The 14798-nt window shown below is 64.7% G+C and carries 15 protein-coding genes; 2 read left to right on the top strand and 13 right to left on the bottom strand.

The features are described 5' to 3' along the window. Window positions 1–13 precede the first annotated feature (13 nt). Window positions 14–1330 carry a lytic murein transglycosylase gene (locus AC1MHZ_RS19435; RefSeq protein ID WP_084855546.1) on the top strand — a complete coding sequence of 439 codons (1317 nt, stop codon included), beginning with the start codon at window positions 14–16 and terminating at the stop codon, window positions 1328–1330. Window positions 1331–1436: 106 nt separating this feature from the next. Here AC1MHZ_RS19435 and AC1MHZ_RS19430 read toward each other — a convergent pair whose 3' ends face one another. From AC1MHZ_RS19430 to AC1MHZ_RS19370, 13 genes are all read right to left on the bottom strand, one after another. Then, window positions 1437–2375 carry a S66 peptidase family protein gene (locus AC1MHZ_RS19430; protein ID WP_324817264.1) on the bottom strand — a complete coding sequence of 313 codons (939 nt, stop codon included), beginning with the start codon at window positions 2373–2375 and terminating at the stop codon, window positions 1437–1439. Window positions 2376–2510: 135 nt separating this feature from the next. Then, window positions 2511–3518 (bottom strand): lipoyl synthase, encoded by a 1008-nt coding sequence (gene lipA, locus AC1MHZ_RS19425; protein ID WP_084855548.1) that lies wholly within the window; start codon window positions 3516–3518, stop codon window positions 2511–2513. A gap of 2 nt (window positions 3519–3520) precedes the next feature. Further along, entirely contained in the window at window positions 3521–4168 is a 648-nt protein-coding gene (gene lipB, locus AC1MHZ_RS19420) for a lipoyl(octanoyl) transferase LipB (RefSeq protein ID WP_084855549.1), read from the bottom strand. Next, the gene (locus AC1MHZ_RS19415) at window positions 4168–4443 is read right to left on the bottom strand and encodes a DUF493 domain-containing protein (protein ID WP_043211184.1); all 276 of its coding nucleotides are present in this window, start codon (window positions 4441–4443) and stop codon (window positions 4168–4170) included. The genes lipB and AC1MHZ_RS19415 overlap by 1 nt, the downstream gene beginning before the upstream one ends. A 73-nt stretch (window positions 4444–4516) precedes the next feature. Beyond that, a complete protein-coding gene (locus AC1MHZ_RS19410; protein WP_084855550.1) occupies window positions 4517–5677 on the bottom strand; it encodes a D-alanyl-D-alanine carboxypeptidase family protein in 1161 nt (386 codons plus the stop codon). Between the two features lie 253 nt (window positions 5678–5930). Continuing rightward, the gene (locus AC1MHZ_RS19405; protein WP_482966799.1) at window positions 5931–6935 is read right to left on the bottom strand and encodes a septal ring lytic transglycosylase RlpA family protein; all 1005 of its coding nucleotides are present in this window, start codon (window positions 6933–6935) and stop codon (window positions 5931–5933) included. Further along, a complete protein-coding gene (gene mltB, locus AC1MHZ_RS19400) occupies window positions 6935–7945 on the bottom strand; it encodes a lytic murein transglycosylase B (RefSeq protein ID WP_084855573.1) in 1011 nt (336 codons plus the stop codon). Before mltB ends, AC1MHZ_RS19405 begins: the two co-directional genes overlap by 1 nt. Before the next feature lie 17 nt (window positions 7946–7962). Continuing rightward, entirely contained in the window at window positions 7963–9066 is a 1104-nt protein-coding gene (rodA, locus tag AC1MHZ_RS19395) for a rod shape-determining protein RodA (RefSeq protein WP_172402970.1), read from the bottom strand. 38 nt (window positions 9067–9104) lie between these two features. Next, on the bottom strand, window positions 9105–10994 hold the full coding sequence (gene mrdA / locus AC1MHZ_RS19390) for a penicillin-binding protein 2 (RefSeq protein WP_084855553.1): 1890 nt from the start codon (window positions 10992–10994) through the stop codon (window positions 9105–9107). Between the two features lie 17 nt (window positions 10995–11011). Then, entirely contained in the window at window positions 11012–11479 is a 468-nt protein-coding gene (gene rlmH, locus AC1MHZ_RS19385) for a 23S rRNA (pseudouridine(1915)-N(3))-methyltransferase RlmH (protein ID WP_084855554.1), read from the bottom strand. A gap of 9 nt (window positions 11480–11488) precedes the next feature. Continuing rightward, window positions 11489–11908 (bottom strand): ribosome silencing factor, encoded by a 420-nt coding sequence (rsfS, locus tag AC1MHZ_RS19380; protein ID WP_084855555.1) that lies wholly within the window; start codon window positions 11906–11908, stop codon window positions 11489–11491. A 43-nt stretch (window positions 11909–11951) separates the two neighbouring features. Beyond that, window positions 11952–12611, bottom strand: a complete 660-nt coding sequence (nadD, locus tag AC1MHZ_RS19375) for a nicotinate-nucleotide adenylyltransferase (protein WP_084855556.1) — start codon at window positions 12609–12611, stop codon at window positions 11952–11954. Window position 12612: 1 nt separating this feature from the next. Next, window positions 12613–13884, bottom strand: a complete 1272-nt coding sequence (locus AC1MHZ_RS19370) for a glutamate-5-semialdehyde dehydrogenase (protein ID WP_324817277.1) — start codon at window positions 13882–13884, stop codon at window positions 12613–12615. A gap of 219 nt (window positions 13885–14103) precedes the next feature. Here AC1MHZ_RS19370 and AC1MHZ_RS19365 point away from each other — a divergent pair, with 219 nt between their 5' ends. After that, a complete protein-coding gene (locus tag AC1MHZ_RS19365) occupies window positions 14104–14796 on the top strand; it encodes a DNA-3-methyladenine glycosylase (protein ID WP_482966798.1) in 693 nt (230 codons plus the stop codon). Window positions 14797–14798: the final 2 nt, after the last annotated feature.

Here is a 14798-nt window from a genome sequence, read left to right as displayed (position 1 = left end):
TCTGGATCTGTGCATGCCCTTTCGTCTGTCCCTGCGCTGGCACCCACGCCAGCTGATCGCAGCCTCCAGCTTCATCCTGCTCGTTGCCTGCGCGGAAAAACCCACCGCCGCCGACGCCCTGCCGCTGGCACCTGCCCAGCCCACTGCAAACGTGACACTGCCAGGCACCACGCCCGATACCAGCAGCGAAATCCAGCCCCTGCAGACCTTCGCCCAATGGCAGGCGGGCTTCCGTCAGCAGGCCCTGCAGGCCGGTATCAGCCCCAGCACGTTCGACCGCGCCTTCCTCGGCGTCACGCCCGACATGGATGTGATCAAGGCCGACCGCAGCCAACCTGAATTCGCCCGCCCGGTGTGGGAATACCTCGACGGCGCCCTGTCGCCATTGCGCGTGCGCAACGGCAAGAAGCTACTGGTACAACACGCCGAGCTGCTGTCGCAGATCGAGCAGCGCTATGGTGTGGATCGCCAGGTCCTGGTGTCGGTCTGGGGCATGGAAAGCAATTTCGGCCAGTTCCAGGGCAGCAAGTCGGTGATTCGTTCCCTGGCCACCCTGGCCTATGAAGGCCGTCGCCCGACCTTCGCCCAGGACCAGCTGATCGCCGCCCTGCAGATCCTGCAGAATGGCGACATCCAGCCTGAGGCCATGCGTGGCTCCTGGGCCGGTGCCATGGGCCAGACCCAGTTCATCCCCACCACCTACAACACCCACGCCGTAGACTTCGACGGCGACGGTCGCCGGGACATCTGGAACAGCACTGCCGATGCCCTGGCCTCCACCGCCCACTACCTGCAGAGCTCGGGCTGGCAGAAGGGCCAACCCTGGGGCTTCGAGGTGCAGGTGCCTGCAGGTTTCGACTACTGGTTGGCCGATGGGGCGCAGCGCAAGACCGTCAGCGAATGGCTGCAGCTGGGCGTGACGCTGCCGACCGGTACCCAACTGCCTGCGGGCAGCAACCAGCTCTCGGCCGCCCTGCTGCTGCCTGCGGGCGCCCGCGGCCCGGCGTTCCTGGTGCTGGACAACTTCCGGGCGATCCTGAAGTACAACAATTCGTCGTCCTACGCCCTGGCAGTCAGCCTGCTGGGAGATCGTTTCTCCGGCTGGGGCTTCATCGCCGGCAGCTGGCCCAAGGACGACCTGCCGCTGAGCCGCAGCGAGCGCATAGAGCTGCAAGACCTGCTTAATGCCCGCGGCCACGAGGCAGGCAATGCCGACGGCATCATCGGCGCCAATACCCGCAAGGCCATACGCAATGCCCAGCAAGGGCTCGGATGGCCGGCCGATGGGTACCCGACGCACAAGCTGCTCGATAGCCTGCGCCGGCAGTGATGCTCCGGGGGCCGCTTCGCGGCCCTTTCGCGGCACAAGGCCGCTCCTACAGGCCCTGTGGAGCGACCTTGTGCCGCGATAGGGCTGCGAAGCAGCCCCAACCACCTCAAGCCTTGAACAACCCCTGCTCCAGTACCAGTACCTGCTTCTCACTGTCCAACCGCACCCTGGCCCCCAGCGGCAGGCACAGGTTTGGGTCGCAATGCCCACTGCGCCACCCCGCCAATACCGGTACGCCCAACGGCCCGAAGATATCCTCGAGCAGCGGCACCATCGCCGGTACGGTGATCCCGGCAAAATCGCCCACCAACACGCCTCGCACCCCGTCCAGCTTGCCCGCCAGGCGCAATTGGGTCAGCAACCGATCGACCCGGTACAACGGCTCGTTGACGTCTTCGATGAACAGGATGCAGCCCTGGCTGTCGATCTCGGCAGGCGTCCCCAGGGTGGCGCAGAGCAGCGACAGGTTGCCACCCAGCAAGCGCCCGCTCGCCACGCCAGGCTGCACACAGGTCAGCGGATAGGCATCAGGATGGCGTAACACGTCACCTTCGCCCAACTCACCCCTGAGCTGGCCGAGCAATGACGGCACGGTCGGCTCCCGCTTCTCGCCCAACAGGTCGGCATTGAGCATCGCACCGTGGAAGGTGATGAGCCCGGCGTGGCGGTTGAGCGCAGTGTGCAAGGCGGTGATGTCGCTGTAGCCGATCAACGGTTTGGGATGGCGGCGGATCAGGTCGAAGTCGAGCCGGTCGAGCAGGCGCATGCTGCCGTAGCCCCCGCGCATGCAGAGGATGGCATCGATGTCCGGGTCGGCGAACGCTGCGTGCAGGTCATCGAGGCGTTGCTGATCGCTGCCGGCGAGGTAGCCCTGCGCCTGGCTGACCCCGGGATACAGCCGGCATTGCATGCCCCGGCTGGTGAACCAGCGGTGGGCTTTCTCCGCATCCAGCCGGGCCGGGCCGGCCGGGGCGACGATGGCGAAGCTGGCATTGGCCGGTATAGCGGTTGCCAAGTGCATGTCGAGGGATTCGGGGCAATTCATCGAGCAACTCCTAGCAGGTACGAGGCCGGCACGATCACGCATGCCCAGGGCCCAGTGCAGGGGGAATACCCCCCTGCAAACAAAAATGCCGATGGCGCCTTCCGGCACGCATCGGCATGGGTCACACAGCCAGGCTCAGAGCTTGATCTTGGCTTCGTGGGCTTGCTGGTCGGCGTGGTACGAGGAGCGTACCAGCGGGCCGGAAGCGACGTTCTTGAAGCCCATCTTGTAGCCTTCCTCGGCGAACCAGGCGAAGGTGTCCGGGTGCACGAAACGCTGTACCGGCAGGTGGTTACGCGAAGGCTGCAGGTACTGGCCCAGGGTCAGCATGTCGATGTCATGCTCGCGCATGCGCTGCATCACCTCGATGACCTCCTCGTCCGTTTCGCCAAGGCCCAGCATCAGGCCGGACTTGGTCGGCACATGCGGCACCATCTGCTTGAACTTCTGCAGCAGGTCCAGCGACCAGTCGTAGTCCGAACCGGGGCGCGCGGCCTTGTACAGGCGCGGTACGGTCTCCAGGTTGTGGTTGAACACATCCGGCGGGGTCTGCGCGGTGATTTCCAGCGCGACGTCCATCCGCCCGCGGTAGTCCGGAACCAGGGTTTCCAGCTGCACGCCAGGCGACAGCGCACGAATCTCGCGGATGCAGTCGGCGAAGTGCTGGGCACCGCCGTCGCGCAGGTCGTCGCGGTCCACCGAAGTGATCACCACGTACTTCAGGCGCAGGTCGGCGATCGCGATGGCCAGGTTCTTCGGCTCATCGACGTCCAGCGGCTTGGGCCGGCCATGGCCGACGTCGCAGAACGGGCAGCGACGGGTGCAGATGTCGCCCATGATCATGAAGGTTGCGGTACCGCCGGAGAAGCACTCGCCCAGGTTCGGGCAGGAGGCTTCCTCGCAGACGCTGTGCAGCTTGTGCTTGCGCAGCAATTGCTTGATCCGGTCGACTTCCGGGGAAACCGGGATGCGCACGCGGATCCAGTCAGGCTTCTTCGGCAGCTCTTCGGTGGGGATGATCTTGACCGGGATACGCGCGACCTTGTCGGCGCCGCGCAGCTTGACGCCCGCCTCGACCTTCTTCGGCGCGGGGCGCGCGGTAGCTTCCGGGGTTGGCACGGTTTCTTGCACAGTTGTTGTCATATTCAGTCGATTCCGCCCGTGAGGGTCGTCTGCTCAGCATAGTCGAGGTGCTTGACCAGCTGTCCGCGCAGCCTTGTCCTGACCTCGGAGAGTTCGATCGGGCCTGCCAGGTCTCGCAGCTGGGTCATGGCCAGCCCCGCATACCCACAGGGGTTGATTCGGCGGAATGGCGCAAGGTCCATGTCCACGTTCAGAGCAAGGCCGTGGAAAGAACGACCGTTGCGGATTCGAAGGCCGAGAGAGGCAATCTTCGCCCCCTCGACATAGACACCCGGCGCATCGGGCTTGGCCATGGCCTGGACATCGTAGCTGGCCAGCAGGTCGATCAACGTCTGCTCGATACGGCTGACCAGCTCGCGCACGCCAAAGCCGAGGCGACGAACGTCCAGCAACAGGTAGGCCACCAACTGCCCGGGGCCATGGTAGGTCACCTGGCCGCCCCGGTCGGTCTGCACCACCGGGATATCGCCCGGCACCAGCAGGTGCTCGGCCTTGCCGGCCTGACCCTGGGTGAAGACCGCTGGATGCTCGACCAGCCAGACTTCGTCCTGGCTGTCCGGGCTACGCTGCTCGGTGAAGCGACGCATGGCTTCCAGCACCGGTTCATAGGGCTGCAGGCCGAGATCGCGAAAACCGAGGCAGGACGGCATCAAAGCACCATTTTCACGATGCCGGTCGCGCGCAGGGCGCTGTTGATATCGTGCAGCTGGTTCTCGCTTTCGGCAACGATGTGCAGCTGTACCGTGGTGTACTTGCCTTCCTTGCTCTGGCGCTCGGCCAGGGTGGACAGGTCGACCTTGGCATATTTGCTCAGGATCTCGATCACGGTGTCCTTGAAACCGACCACGGTATCGCCGATTACCTTGATCGGGTAATCGTCGCAGGGGAATTCGATCTTGTGCGACTTGACGTCAGGTTCGCTCATGGCGGAAACGGCCTCGTAAGCCGTGGCAACAACAATGCCCCCGCAGGATACGCGGGGGCATGCAGGTCACGTATCAGTTGAACAACCCGTAGAAGAACAGACGGATGCTATCCCACATACGGCGGAAGAAACCACCTTCCTCGACGCCGTCGAGGGCGATGAGGTCGGCGCTGTGAACCACTTTCTCGTCCAGTTTGACTTCCACTTTGCCGATCACGTCACCTTTGGCGATCGGTGCGGTGAGCTGCGGGTTCATGGTCATCGAAGCCTGGAGGCGCTTCAATTGGCCTTTAGGCATAGTCAGGGTCAGGTCGTTGGCAAGGCCCGCCTTCACCTGGCTGGTGGCGCCCTTCCAGACCGGAGCCTGGGTCAGCTCGGTGCCCTTCTGGTAGAAGGTTTGGGTTTCGAAGAAGCGGAAACCGTAGGTCAGCAGCTTCTGGGTCTCGGCAGCGCGGGACTGCTCGCTGTTGGTGCCGAACACCACGGCGATCAGGCGCTGGCCGTCACGAACGGCCGATGCCACCATGCAGTAGCCGGCTTCGTCGGTGTGGCCGGTCTTCAGGCCATCGACGGTCTTGTCACGCCACAGCAGCAGGTTGCGGTTAGGCTGCTTGATGTTGTTCCAGAAGAATTCCTTCTGCGAATAGATAGCGTAGTGGGCCGGGTCTTCGTCAATGATCGCGCGTGCCAGCACGGCCATGTCGTGGGCCGAGGAGTAGTGCTCCGGATGCGGCAGGCCGGTCGGGTTCATGAAGTGGCTGTTGGACATGCCCAGGTCGGCAGCGGTCTTGTTCATCATGTCGGCGAAGGCGTCTTCGCTGCCGGCAATGTGTTCGGCCAGGGCCACCGAGGCGTCGTTGCCCGACTGGATGATGATGCCGTGCAGCAGGTCGCTGACGCTGACCTGGGAGCCGACCTTGATGAACATGCGCGAACCACCGGTGCGCCAGGCGTTTTCGCTGACGGTGACCGGGTCGTTCTCGCCGATCTGGCCACGGCGGATGTCCAGGGTGGCGATGTAGGCGGTCATCAGCTTGGTCAGGCTGGCCGGCGGCAGGCGCTCGTCACCGTTGTTCTCGACCAGCACGTTGCCGCTGGACGCATCCATGAGTACATAGGACTTGGCAGCCAGCTGCGGTGGCGATGGCATCATCTGCTCCGCCGCGAAGGCAGCGGGCGTGATCATCAGCAGAACGGGCAGGCAAAGTCGTTTGGCAAGGTTGGTGATGTTCATCCGTCTCTCGAAAATCGCTAATGGTCTGATGTTTCGCGGGCCACATCGTGTGCCCGGCGCCAGTCAGGCTAGTTTTTGAGGCCGTCGGCCGGGCCCGCAAAATGCGGCGTTATGTCGCTGCGGGCAAAAGCCGACATTGTACATGGCCAGGGCCGGCAATTCATGACAAAACCGACAGTTTGGCTGTACACCTGTTGCCGGTGCACAACCGGTAGGAGCGGCACAAGGCCGCTCCTACAGAAAAAGTCGTGGATCAGTCGGCCGTGACCAGCTTGGCCTGCCCCAGGTTGGCCAGGCGAATGCTGTCCTGGGCCTGCTGGATCTCGCCCTGGCTGTTGATCGGCCCCAAGCGCACGCGATGCAGGGTCTGCTGGTTACGCACGATGGAGCTGATGAACACCGGCGCACTGACCATGGTGCTGAGCTTGGCGCGCAGCAACTCGGCAGCATCCGGGTTGGCGAAGGCCCCGACCTGCAGGAAGCTGCCGCCGTTGTTGGCCGGTACATTGTTGCCGCCCATCTGCACCGGCACCACCGGCGCCGCATGCTGCTGGGGCGGCGGCGTCCACTGCTCGACCTTGCCGGTATTGGCCGGAATCGCCTGAGTCTGGGCCACTTGGGGCTGCTTGAGCACCATGGGCGCCGGCTGACCACGCTCGGCCCACCACTGCTGCGGGTCGATCCCCTCGACGCGCACGCGGGCGGTGCCGATTTCGGCATAGCCGAGCTTCTTCGCCGCCGCGTAGGACAGGTCGATGATACGGTCGGAGTAGAACGGGCCACGGTCGTTGACCCGCAGGATCACGCTGCGACCATTGGCCAGGTTGGTCACCCGTACGTAGGCCGGCAGCGGCAGGGTCTTGTGTGCCGCGCTCATGCCATAGAGGTCGTAGAGCTCGCCGTTGGCGGTATTCTGGCCATGGAACTTGGTGCCGTACCACGACGCGGTACCTTCGGCACGGTAGTTGCGCGAGTCCTGCATCGGGTAGTAGGTCTTGCCCAGCACCGTGTAGGGGTTGGCCTTGTAGGCGCCGGTGTGCACGGTCGGCGTGGCATCGGGGATCTTGTTCACATCCACGTCCCACCAGGGGGCGCCGTCCTTGTGAGCCCGATTGATGTCCAGCCCGGGCTGGGTACGCACGACATTGCCGCTTTGTTTGGGCGCCGTGGCGCGATTGGAGGAGCAGCTGGCCAGGGCCAGGCCGACCGCGACACAGCCCAGCAGCTTGAGGGAATGGGTGGAGAAAATTACGCGCATTACTTGACGCCCCGTGCTTGAACCAGCTGTTCCGAAAGCTGATGCACCGCCATGGCGTACATCACGCTGCGGTTGTAACGCGTGATCGCGTAGAAGTTTTTCAGGCCCATCCAGTATTCCGGGCCCTGCTCGCCTTCGAGCCGGAAGGCCGTGACCGGCAGATCATCGCGCAGCGCATCATGACTCGACCAGCCCAGGGCTCGCAACTCTCCGACAGTCTTGACCGGCTCGATACCGGTGGTCAGGCCCTCGTCGGCGCGCTCGCCGACCACCAGCGCGCGGCTGACCACAGGCTCGCCGGCCACCCAGCCGTGGCGCTTGAAATAGCTGGCGACGCTGCCGATGGCATCATCCGGGTTGTTCCAGATATTGATGTGGCCGTCGCCGTCGAAATCCACGGCGTAGCTGCGAAAGCTGCTCGGCATGAACTGCGGCAGGCCCATGGCGCCGGCGTACGACCCCTTGAGGGTGAGTGGATCGAGCTGCTCTTCACGGGCCAGCAGGAGGAATTCACGCAGTTCCTTGCGGAAGAACTCGGCGCGCGGCGGGTAATCGAAACCCAGGGTGGACAAGGCGTCGATCACGCGGAAGTTGCCGGTATTGCGACCGAAGAAGGTCTCCACGCCGATGATCGAGACGATGACCTGCGCCGGCACGCCATACTCCTGCTCGGCGCGGGCCAGGGTCGCCTCGTGCTGGCGCCAGAAGTCCACGCCACGGGCGATGCGGGCATCGGTGATGAACATCGGCCGGTAGTCCTTCCAGGGCTTGACCCGCTCGGCCGGACGCGAAATGGCGTCGAGGATCGACTGCTTGCGCTGCACCTCGCCGAACACGCCCATCAACTGCTCCTGGGCGAAGCCGTAATCGCGGGTCATCTCGCCGACGAACTCGGCCACCTGAGGCGAGCGCTCGTAATCGCCGGCATTGGCCTGCTGGACTGCGCCGAACAAGCCCATCGCGCCAATCCAGGGCGCACAACGGGCAGCCCAGCCACGCACTGCTTGCATGAAATTCTTCACCTTATTCAAACCTGTGCAATCCATTTGCGGTGCGTATGGATCGACATCAGAACGCCAAACGCTGACAGCAGCGTCACCAACGAAGTTCCGCCATAGCTGATGAAGGGCAGCGGCACGCCCACCACGGGCAGAAGGCCGCTGACCATACCGATATTGACGAATACATATACAAAGAACGTCATGGTCAGGCTGCCTGCCAGCAGCTTGCCGAACAGGGTCTGGGCCTGGGCTGTGATCACCAGGCCACGCCCGATCAGCAGCAGGTAGATCAGCAGCAGCAGACAAATGCCGACCAGGCCGAATTCCTCGCCGAGCACGGCGATGATGAAGTCGGTATGGCTTTCTGGCAGGAAGTCCAGGTGCGACTGGGTGCCTAGCAGCCAGCCCTTGCCGAACACCCCGCCCGAACCGATCGCCGCCTTGGACTGGATGATGTTCCAGCCAGTGCCCAGCGGGTCGCTCTCCGGGTCCAGGAAGGTCAGCACCCGCTGCTTCTGGTAGTCGTGCATCACGAAGAACCACATGGCCACCGCCACCGGCACGGCGGCGGCGATCACGCTAATGATCCAGCGCCAGCGCAGGCCACCCATGAACAGCACGAACGCGCCCGAGGCCAGGATCAGCAATGCCGTGCCCAGGTCGGGCTGGCGCACGATCAGGATGAACGGCACGCCGATCAGCACCAGGCTGATCGCCACGTGCTTGAGGTCCGGCGGCAAGGTGCGCTTGGACAGGTACCAGGCGATGGTCGCCGGCATGATGATCTTGAGGAATTCCGAGGGTTGGAAGCGGATCACTCCGGGGATGTTGATCCAGCGCGTGGCGCCCATGGCGTTGTGGCCCATGACGTCCACCACCACCAGCAGCAGCACCCCGACCACGTACGCCAGGGGCACCCAGCGCGCCATGAAGCGAGGCTCGAGCTGGGCGATGACGAACATCGACACCAGGCCCAGGCCGAACGAGCTGGCCTGCTTCATCAGCAGGTCCCAGTTCTTGCCGCTGGCCGAATAGAGGACGAACAGGCTGCCGGCCGCCAGGGTCAGCAGGATGACCAGCAGGGGGCCGTCGATGTGGATGCGCTGCAGGAAGCTCGCGCGTCGCCGCATCACGTCCTCGCTGGAGAGCATGCGATCGAAATTGTTCTTCACGGGGCCGATTCCTGGACAACGGTGGCAGGAGCGAATTCGGGTTTGAGGCGGCCGTTCTCGTCGAGCAGCCAGGCGTCCATCACCTGGCGGACCACCGGTGCCGCAACGCCGGAGCCGGACTCGCCGTTCTCGACCATCACCGAGACCACGATCTTCGGGTCTTCGGCCGGGGCGAAGGCAACGAACAGGGCATGGTCGCGATGGCGCTCCTGAAGCTTGTTGCGGTCATATTTCTCGCCTTGCTTGATCGCCACCACCTGGGCGGTACCGCTCTTGCCGGCAATGCGGTACTGGGCACCGAGGGCGGCCTTGCGCGCAGTACCGCGGGCGCCGTGCATCACCTGCTCCATGCCGTGGGTGACCTTGGCCCAGTCGGATTTGTCGCGCAGGACGATGTCCGCCATGGGGTTTTCGTCCACGGGTGGCTTGCCTTCGATGGTCTTGGCCAGGTGCGGGCGGTTCCACTTGCCCTTGTTGGCGATCAGCGCGGTGGCCTGGGCCAGCTGCAGGGGGGTGGCCTGCATGTAGCCCTGGCCGATGCCGAGGATCAGGGTCTCGCCGGGGAACCAGGCCTGGCGGCGGGTGGCGCGTTTCCATTCACGCGACGGCATCAGGCCGGACGACTCCTCGAACATGTCGAGGGAGACCTTCTGGCCGATGCCGAACTTGTTCATGTAGGCGGACAACCGATCGATGCCCATCTTGTGGGCAAGGTCATAGAAGTAGGTGTCGTTGGACCGCATGATCGCGGTGTCCAGGTCGACCCAGCCGTCGCCGCTGCGGTTCCAGTTGCGGTACTTGTGGTCATAGTTGGGCAACTGGTAGTAGCCCGGGTCGAATACACGGCTGCTGGCGGTCACCACGCCACTGTCCAGGCCTGCGATGGCCACTGCCGGCTTGATGGTCGAACCCGGCGGGTACAGGCCGCGCAGCACACGGTTGAACAGCGGCCGGTCGATCGAATCGCGCAGCTCGGCGTAGGCCTTGAAGCTGATGCCGGTGACGAACAGGTTGGGGTCGAAGCTCGGCTGGCTGACCATGGCCAGCACCTCGCCGGTACGCGGGTCGAGCGCGACCAGTGCGCCACGGCGTCCGCCCAGGGCCTTCTCGGCCGCCTCCTGCAGCTTGATGTCCAGGCTCAGGACGATGTCCTTGCCCGGGATCGGGTCCGTGCGCTTGAGCACCCGCAACACCCGGCCCCGAGCGTTGGTCTCGACTTCCTCGTAGCCCACCTGACCATGCAGTTCGGCTTCGTAGAAGCGCTCGATGCCGGTCTTGCCGATATGGTGGGTGCCGCTGTAGTTGACCGGGTCGAGGGTCTTGAGCTCTTTTTCGTTGATCCGCCCGACATACCCCACCGAGTGGGCAAAATGCGCCCCCTGCGGGTAATGGCGCACCAGCTGCGCCGCCACGTCCACGCCAGGCAGGCGGAACTGGTTGACGGCAATGCGGGCGATCTGCTCCTCGCTCAGCTCGAACAGGATCGGCACCGGTTCGAACGGCCGGCGCCCCTGCTTCATGCGTTTTTCGAACAAGGCGCGGTCGTCCGGGGTCAGCCCCAGCACCTCGACGATGGTGTCGAGCACCTGGCGCCACTCGCCGGCGCGTTCGCGGGTCATGGTCAGGCTGAAGCTTGGGCGGTTGTCGGCGACGATCACGCCATTGCGGTCGAAGATCAGCCCACGGGTCGGCGGGATCGGCTGCACATGTACCCGGTTGTTCTCCGACAGCGTGGAGTGATAGTCGTACTGGATGACCTGCAGGTAGTACAGCCGGGCGATCAGCACGCACACCAGCAGCACGACCGCCACTGCGCCGACCACGACGCGGTTGCGCACCAGGCGGGCGTCTTTCTCGTGGTCCTTGAGACGAATCGGCTGCGACATCGGGCGGGCTTACAGGCTCATTTGTGGTAAGGGTGCCCGGACAGCACGGTCCAGGCGCGGTAGATCTGCTCGCCGATCAGTATCCTTACCAACGGGTGCGGCAAGGTCAACGGCGACAGCGACCAGCGCTGTTCACTGCGGGCGCAGACTTCCGGCGCCAGCCCTTCCGGGCCACCTACCATCAGGTTGACCGTCCGCGCATCCAGGCGCCAGCGATCCAGCTCGGTCGCCAGCTGCTCGGTGCTCCAGGGCTTGCCATGGACCTCGAGGGTGACGATGCGTTCACCCGGCTGCACCTTGGCCAGCATGGCTTCGCCCTCCTGGCGGATCAGGCGGGCGACGTCGGCATTCTTGCCACGGGTGTTCAGCGGGATTTCCACCAGCTCGAGCGACAGCTCCGGGGGCAGGCGCTTGGCATATTCATGCCAGCCTTCCTCGACCCAGCGGGGCATGCGCGAGCCGACCGCGATCAGACGCAGGCGCACAGCGTGCCCTCAGCCCCGGTCCTTGAGGTTTTCGGAGTAGCTGTGGGCGTTCTCCGGGCTGTGGTGCTTACCGTCGGCGGAGCGGCTCTGCTCGGCACCCAGCCACAGGCGCTCGAGGTCGTAGAACTGGCGCGCGGCGGCAGTCATCATGTGCACGATGACGTCGTTGAGGTCCAGCAGCACCCAGTCGCTGTCGCCCTTGCCTTCCTCGCCCAGGGGCTGCACGCCCTGCTGCTTGACGATTTCACGGACCTTCTCGGCCATGGCGTTGATCTGCCGGTTGGAGGTACCGGTGGCAATGATCATGTAGTCGGTCAGGCTGTGCTTTTCACGTACATCGATGACCTGGATGTCCTGGGCCTTGACGTCTTCCAGGGCCGATTTGGCCAGGTTGACCAATTCTTCGCCGTTGATTTTCTGCTTGCTCATAAGAAACTCGTTCAATTCATGAATGAGGCGCCTGCGGGCGCCATCAGTGCGACGCACGGTAAAGGTCGTGCGCCTCGATATAGGCCAGTACTGCGTCCGGCACCAGGAACCGTACCGACTTGCCGCTGGCCAGCAGCTGTCGGATCTGCGTGGCGGACACCGCAAGCGGTGTCTGCCAGACGAACGAAATGTGCCCCGCCGGGCCGGACATGGCGGTGGGATCGCTCTCCGAGCGCGCCGCCAGCAGGTTGCGCAGCTCGTCAGTGGGTTCGACATCGGCATCCGGGCGTTGCAGCACCAGGATGTGACAGTGTTGCAGCAGCTCTTCCCAGCGATGCCAGCCGGGCAGGCCGCAGAATGCGTCCCAACCCAGCACCAGGAACAACTGGTCGTCGGCGCCCAGTTCGGCGCGGATCGACTCGAGGGTATCGATGGTGTACGACGGCTTGTCGCGCGCCAGTTCGCGCGCATCCACGCTCAGGCGTTCGACGCCCTCCACGGCGCTGCGCACCATGGCCAGGCGGTCTTCAGCCGCCACCTGCGGTGTGTCGCGGTGCGGCGGCCGGGCGTTGGGCAACAGGCGCAGCTCGTCGAGCCCCATGAACTCGGCCACTTCCAGCGCGCTGCGCAGGTGGCCGATGTGCACGGGGTCGAAGGTGCCGCCTAGAATGCCGACGCGCCGGACTGCCTGGGCCTTGCTCAACTCAGCAGGACTCCTGGCCGCGCAGCTGGCCGTCGCCGATCACCACGTACTTCTCGCAGGTCAGGCCTTCCAGGCCCACCGGGCCGCGGGCGTGCAGCTTGTCGGTGGAAATACCGATTTCCGCGCCCAGGCCATATTCGAAGCCATCGGCGAAGCAGGTCGGGGTGTTGAGCATGACCGATGCCGAGTCGACCTCGGCCATGAAGCGCCGGGCACGGCCCTGGTGCTCGGTGATGATCGAGTCGGTGTGGTGCGAGCCGTAGTGGTTGATGTGCTCGATGGCCTGCTCCAGGCCATCGACGACGCGGATCGACAGGATCGCGTCGAGGTATTCGGTGTGCCAGTCGTCCTCACTGGCCGCCTTGGCCTCGATGATCGCCCGGGTGCGCTCGCAACCGCGCAGCTCGACGCCCTTTTCCTGGAAGCGGCGGGCCATTTCCGGCAGGAAGGCTTCGGCGACGCTGGCGTCCACCAGCAGGGTCTCCATGGCGCCGCAGATGCCGTAGCGGTAGGTCTTGGCGTTGAAGGCAACGCGCCAGGCCTTGTCCAGCTCGGCGTGCTGGTCGACGAATACATGGCAGATACCGTCCAGGTGTTTGATCACCGGGACGCGGGCATCACGGCTGATGCGCTCGATCAGGCCACGACCACCGCGCGGAACGATGACGTCGACGAATTCCGGCATGCTGATCAGCGCACCCACGGCTGCGCGATCGGTGGTCTCGACCACCTGCACCACCGCCGCCGGCAGGCCGGCCTCGGCCAGGCCACGCTGGATACAGGCGGCAATAGCGCGATTGGAGTGGATGGCCTCGGAGCCGCCGCGCAGGATGGTGGCGTTGCCGGACTTCAGGCACAGGCTGGCGGCATCGATGGTCACGTTCGGGCGCGACTCGTAGATGATCCCGATCACCCCAAGCGGCACACGCATCTTGCCGACCTGGATGCCCGACGGACGGTAGCTCATGTCGCGGATCGCGCCCACCGGGTCCGGCAGGCCGGCCACCTGGCGCAGGCCGGTGATCATGCCGTCGATGCGTGCCGGGGTCAGGGCCAGACGGTCGAGCAAGGCCGGTTCAAGGCCGTTGGCACGGCCGGCGGCCAGGTCCTGTTCGTTGGCTGCGGTCAGCTCGGCGCGGGCGGCGTCCAGAGCGTCTGCGGCGGCCTGCAGGGCGCGGTTCTTCTGCGCGGTGCTGGCACGGCCGATCACCCGCGAGGCCTCACGGGCGGCGCGACCCAGGCGGGTCATGTAGTCAAGAACGGACTCAGTCATGGGCTCGGTGTCTTGGCGAAGGGGAAATCGGCTGATTATAACTGGCACGCTCCGGTACGCCCAGCGGCGGGTGGCGGATGGTCGAAAATCTCTTGGTTGGCTGAGGCTTTGTAGCGCCTGTGAGAGCTCCCCGCACCAAGCACCTCCAAGCCTCACGTTCAGCCTCGATTAAGCCATTAATTGCTATCATTCGCGCTTCACAGACCGCGAACCGCCAGCATGCAAGCACCCGCCCCCTGCCCGGCCCGAGCCCTGCCCGACAGTTTCTTCGACCGCGACGCCCAGACCGTAGCCCGCGAACTGCTGGGCAAGGTGATCCGCCATCGCCATGGCGATCTCTGGCTTGCGGCCCGGATCATCGAGACCGAGGCCTACTACCTCACCGACAAAGGCAGCCATGCCTCTCTCGGTTATACGGAAAAACGCAAGGCGCTGTTCCTCGATGGCGGCCACATCTACATGTATTACGCCCGCGGTGGCGACTCGCTGAACTTCAGCGCCCATGGCCCGGGCAATGCCGTGCTGATCAAGTCCGCTTACCCGTGGGTGGATGCCATTTCCGATGCCAACAGCCTGGCACAGATGCAACTGAACAACCCCGACGCCAGCGGCAACCTGCGCCCGACCGAGCGCCTGTGCGCCGGCCAGACCCTGCTGTGCCGGGCCCTGGGCCTGAAAGTACCGAACTGGGACGCCAAGCGCTTCGACCCCGAGCGCCTGTATGTCGAAGACTGCGCAATTACCGTGCCGCGGGTGGTCCAGACCACCCGCCTGGGCATTCCCCACGGCCGTGACGAACATTTGCCGTACCGCTTCGTCGATGCCGAGTTCGCCCGCTTCTGTACGAGGAACCCGCTGCGCCGGGGCCAAGTCGAAGGGCGTGATTTCTTTATCCTGGAACAAGGAAGCTGACT

The organism is Pseudomonas sp. FA-1 (assembly GCF_056856075.1).
The sequence above is the reverse complement of the archived record's forward strand: the minus strand, read 5'-3'. Positions and strand labels throughout refer to the sequence as shown.

What these genes read in the sequence shown, in the direction of transcription:
- AC1MHZ_RS19415 (WP_043211184.1), bottom strand. Translation starts at nt 4,443, where the DNA reads ATGAGCGAACCTGACGTCAAGTCGCACAAGATCGAATTCCCCTGCGAC.
- AC1MHZ_RS19365 (WP_482966798.1), top strand. Translation starts at nt 14,104, where the DNA reads ATGCAAGCACCCGCCCCCTGCCCGGCCCGAGCCCTGCCCGACAGTTTC.
- lipA (WP_084855548.1), bottom strand. Translation starts at nt 3,518, where the DNA reads ATGACAACAACTGTGCAAGAAACCGTGCCAACCCCGGAAGCTACCGCG.
- AC1MHZ_RS19435 (WP_084855546.1), top strand. Translation starts at nt 14, where the DNA reads ATGCCCTTTCGTCTGTCCCTGCGCTGGCACCCACGCCAGCTGATCGCA.
- mltB (WP_084855573.1), bottom strand. Translation starts at nt 7,945, where the DNA reads ATGCAAGCAGTGCGTGGCTGGGCTGCCCGTTGTGCGCCCTGGATTGGC.
- AC1MHZ_RS19370 (WP_324817277.1), bottom strand. Translation starts at nt 13,884, where the DNA reads ATGACTGAGTCCGTTCTTGACTACATGACCCGCCTGGGTCGCGCCGCC.
- rsfS (WP_084855555.1), bottom strand. Translation starts at nt 11,908, where the DNA reads ATGAGCAAGCAGAAAATCAACGGCGAAGAATTGGTCAACCTGGCCAAA.
- AC1MHZ_RS19410 (WP_084855550.1), bottom strand. Translation starts at nt 5,677, where the DNA reads ATGAACATCACCAACCTTGCCAAACGACTTTGCCTGCCCGTTCTGCTG.
- AC1MHZ_RS19405 (WP_482966799.1), bottom strand. Translation starts at nt 6,935, where the DNA reads ATGCGCGTAATTTTCTCCACCCATTCCCTCAAGCTGCTGGGCTGTGTC.
- AC1MHZ_RS19430 (WP_324817264.1), bottom strand. Translation starts at nt 2,375, where the DNA reads ATGAATTGCCCCGAATCCCTCGACATGCACTTGGCAACCGCTATACCG.
- lipB (WP_084855549.1), bottom strand. Translation starts at nt 4,168, where the DNA reads ATGCCGTCCTGCCTCGGTTTTCGCGATCTCGGCCTGCAGCCCTATGAA.
- mrdA (WP_084855553.1), bottom strand. Translation starts at nt 10,994, where the DNA reads ATGTCGCAGCCGATTCGTCTCAAGGACCACGAGAAAGACGCCCGCCTG.
- rodA (WP_172402970.1), bottom strand. Translation starts at nt 9,066, where the DNA reads ATGCGGCGACGCGCGAGCTTCCTGCAGCGCATCCACATCGACGGCCCC.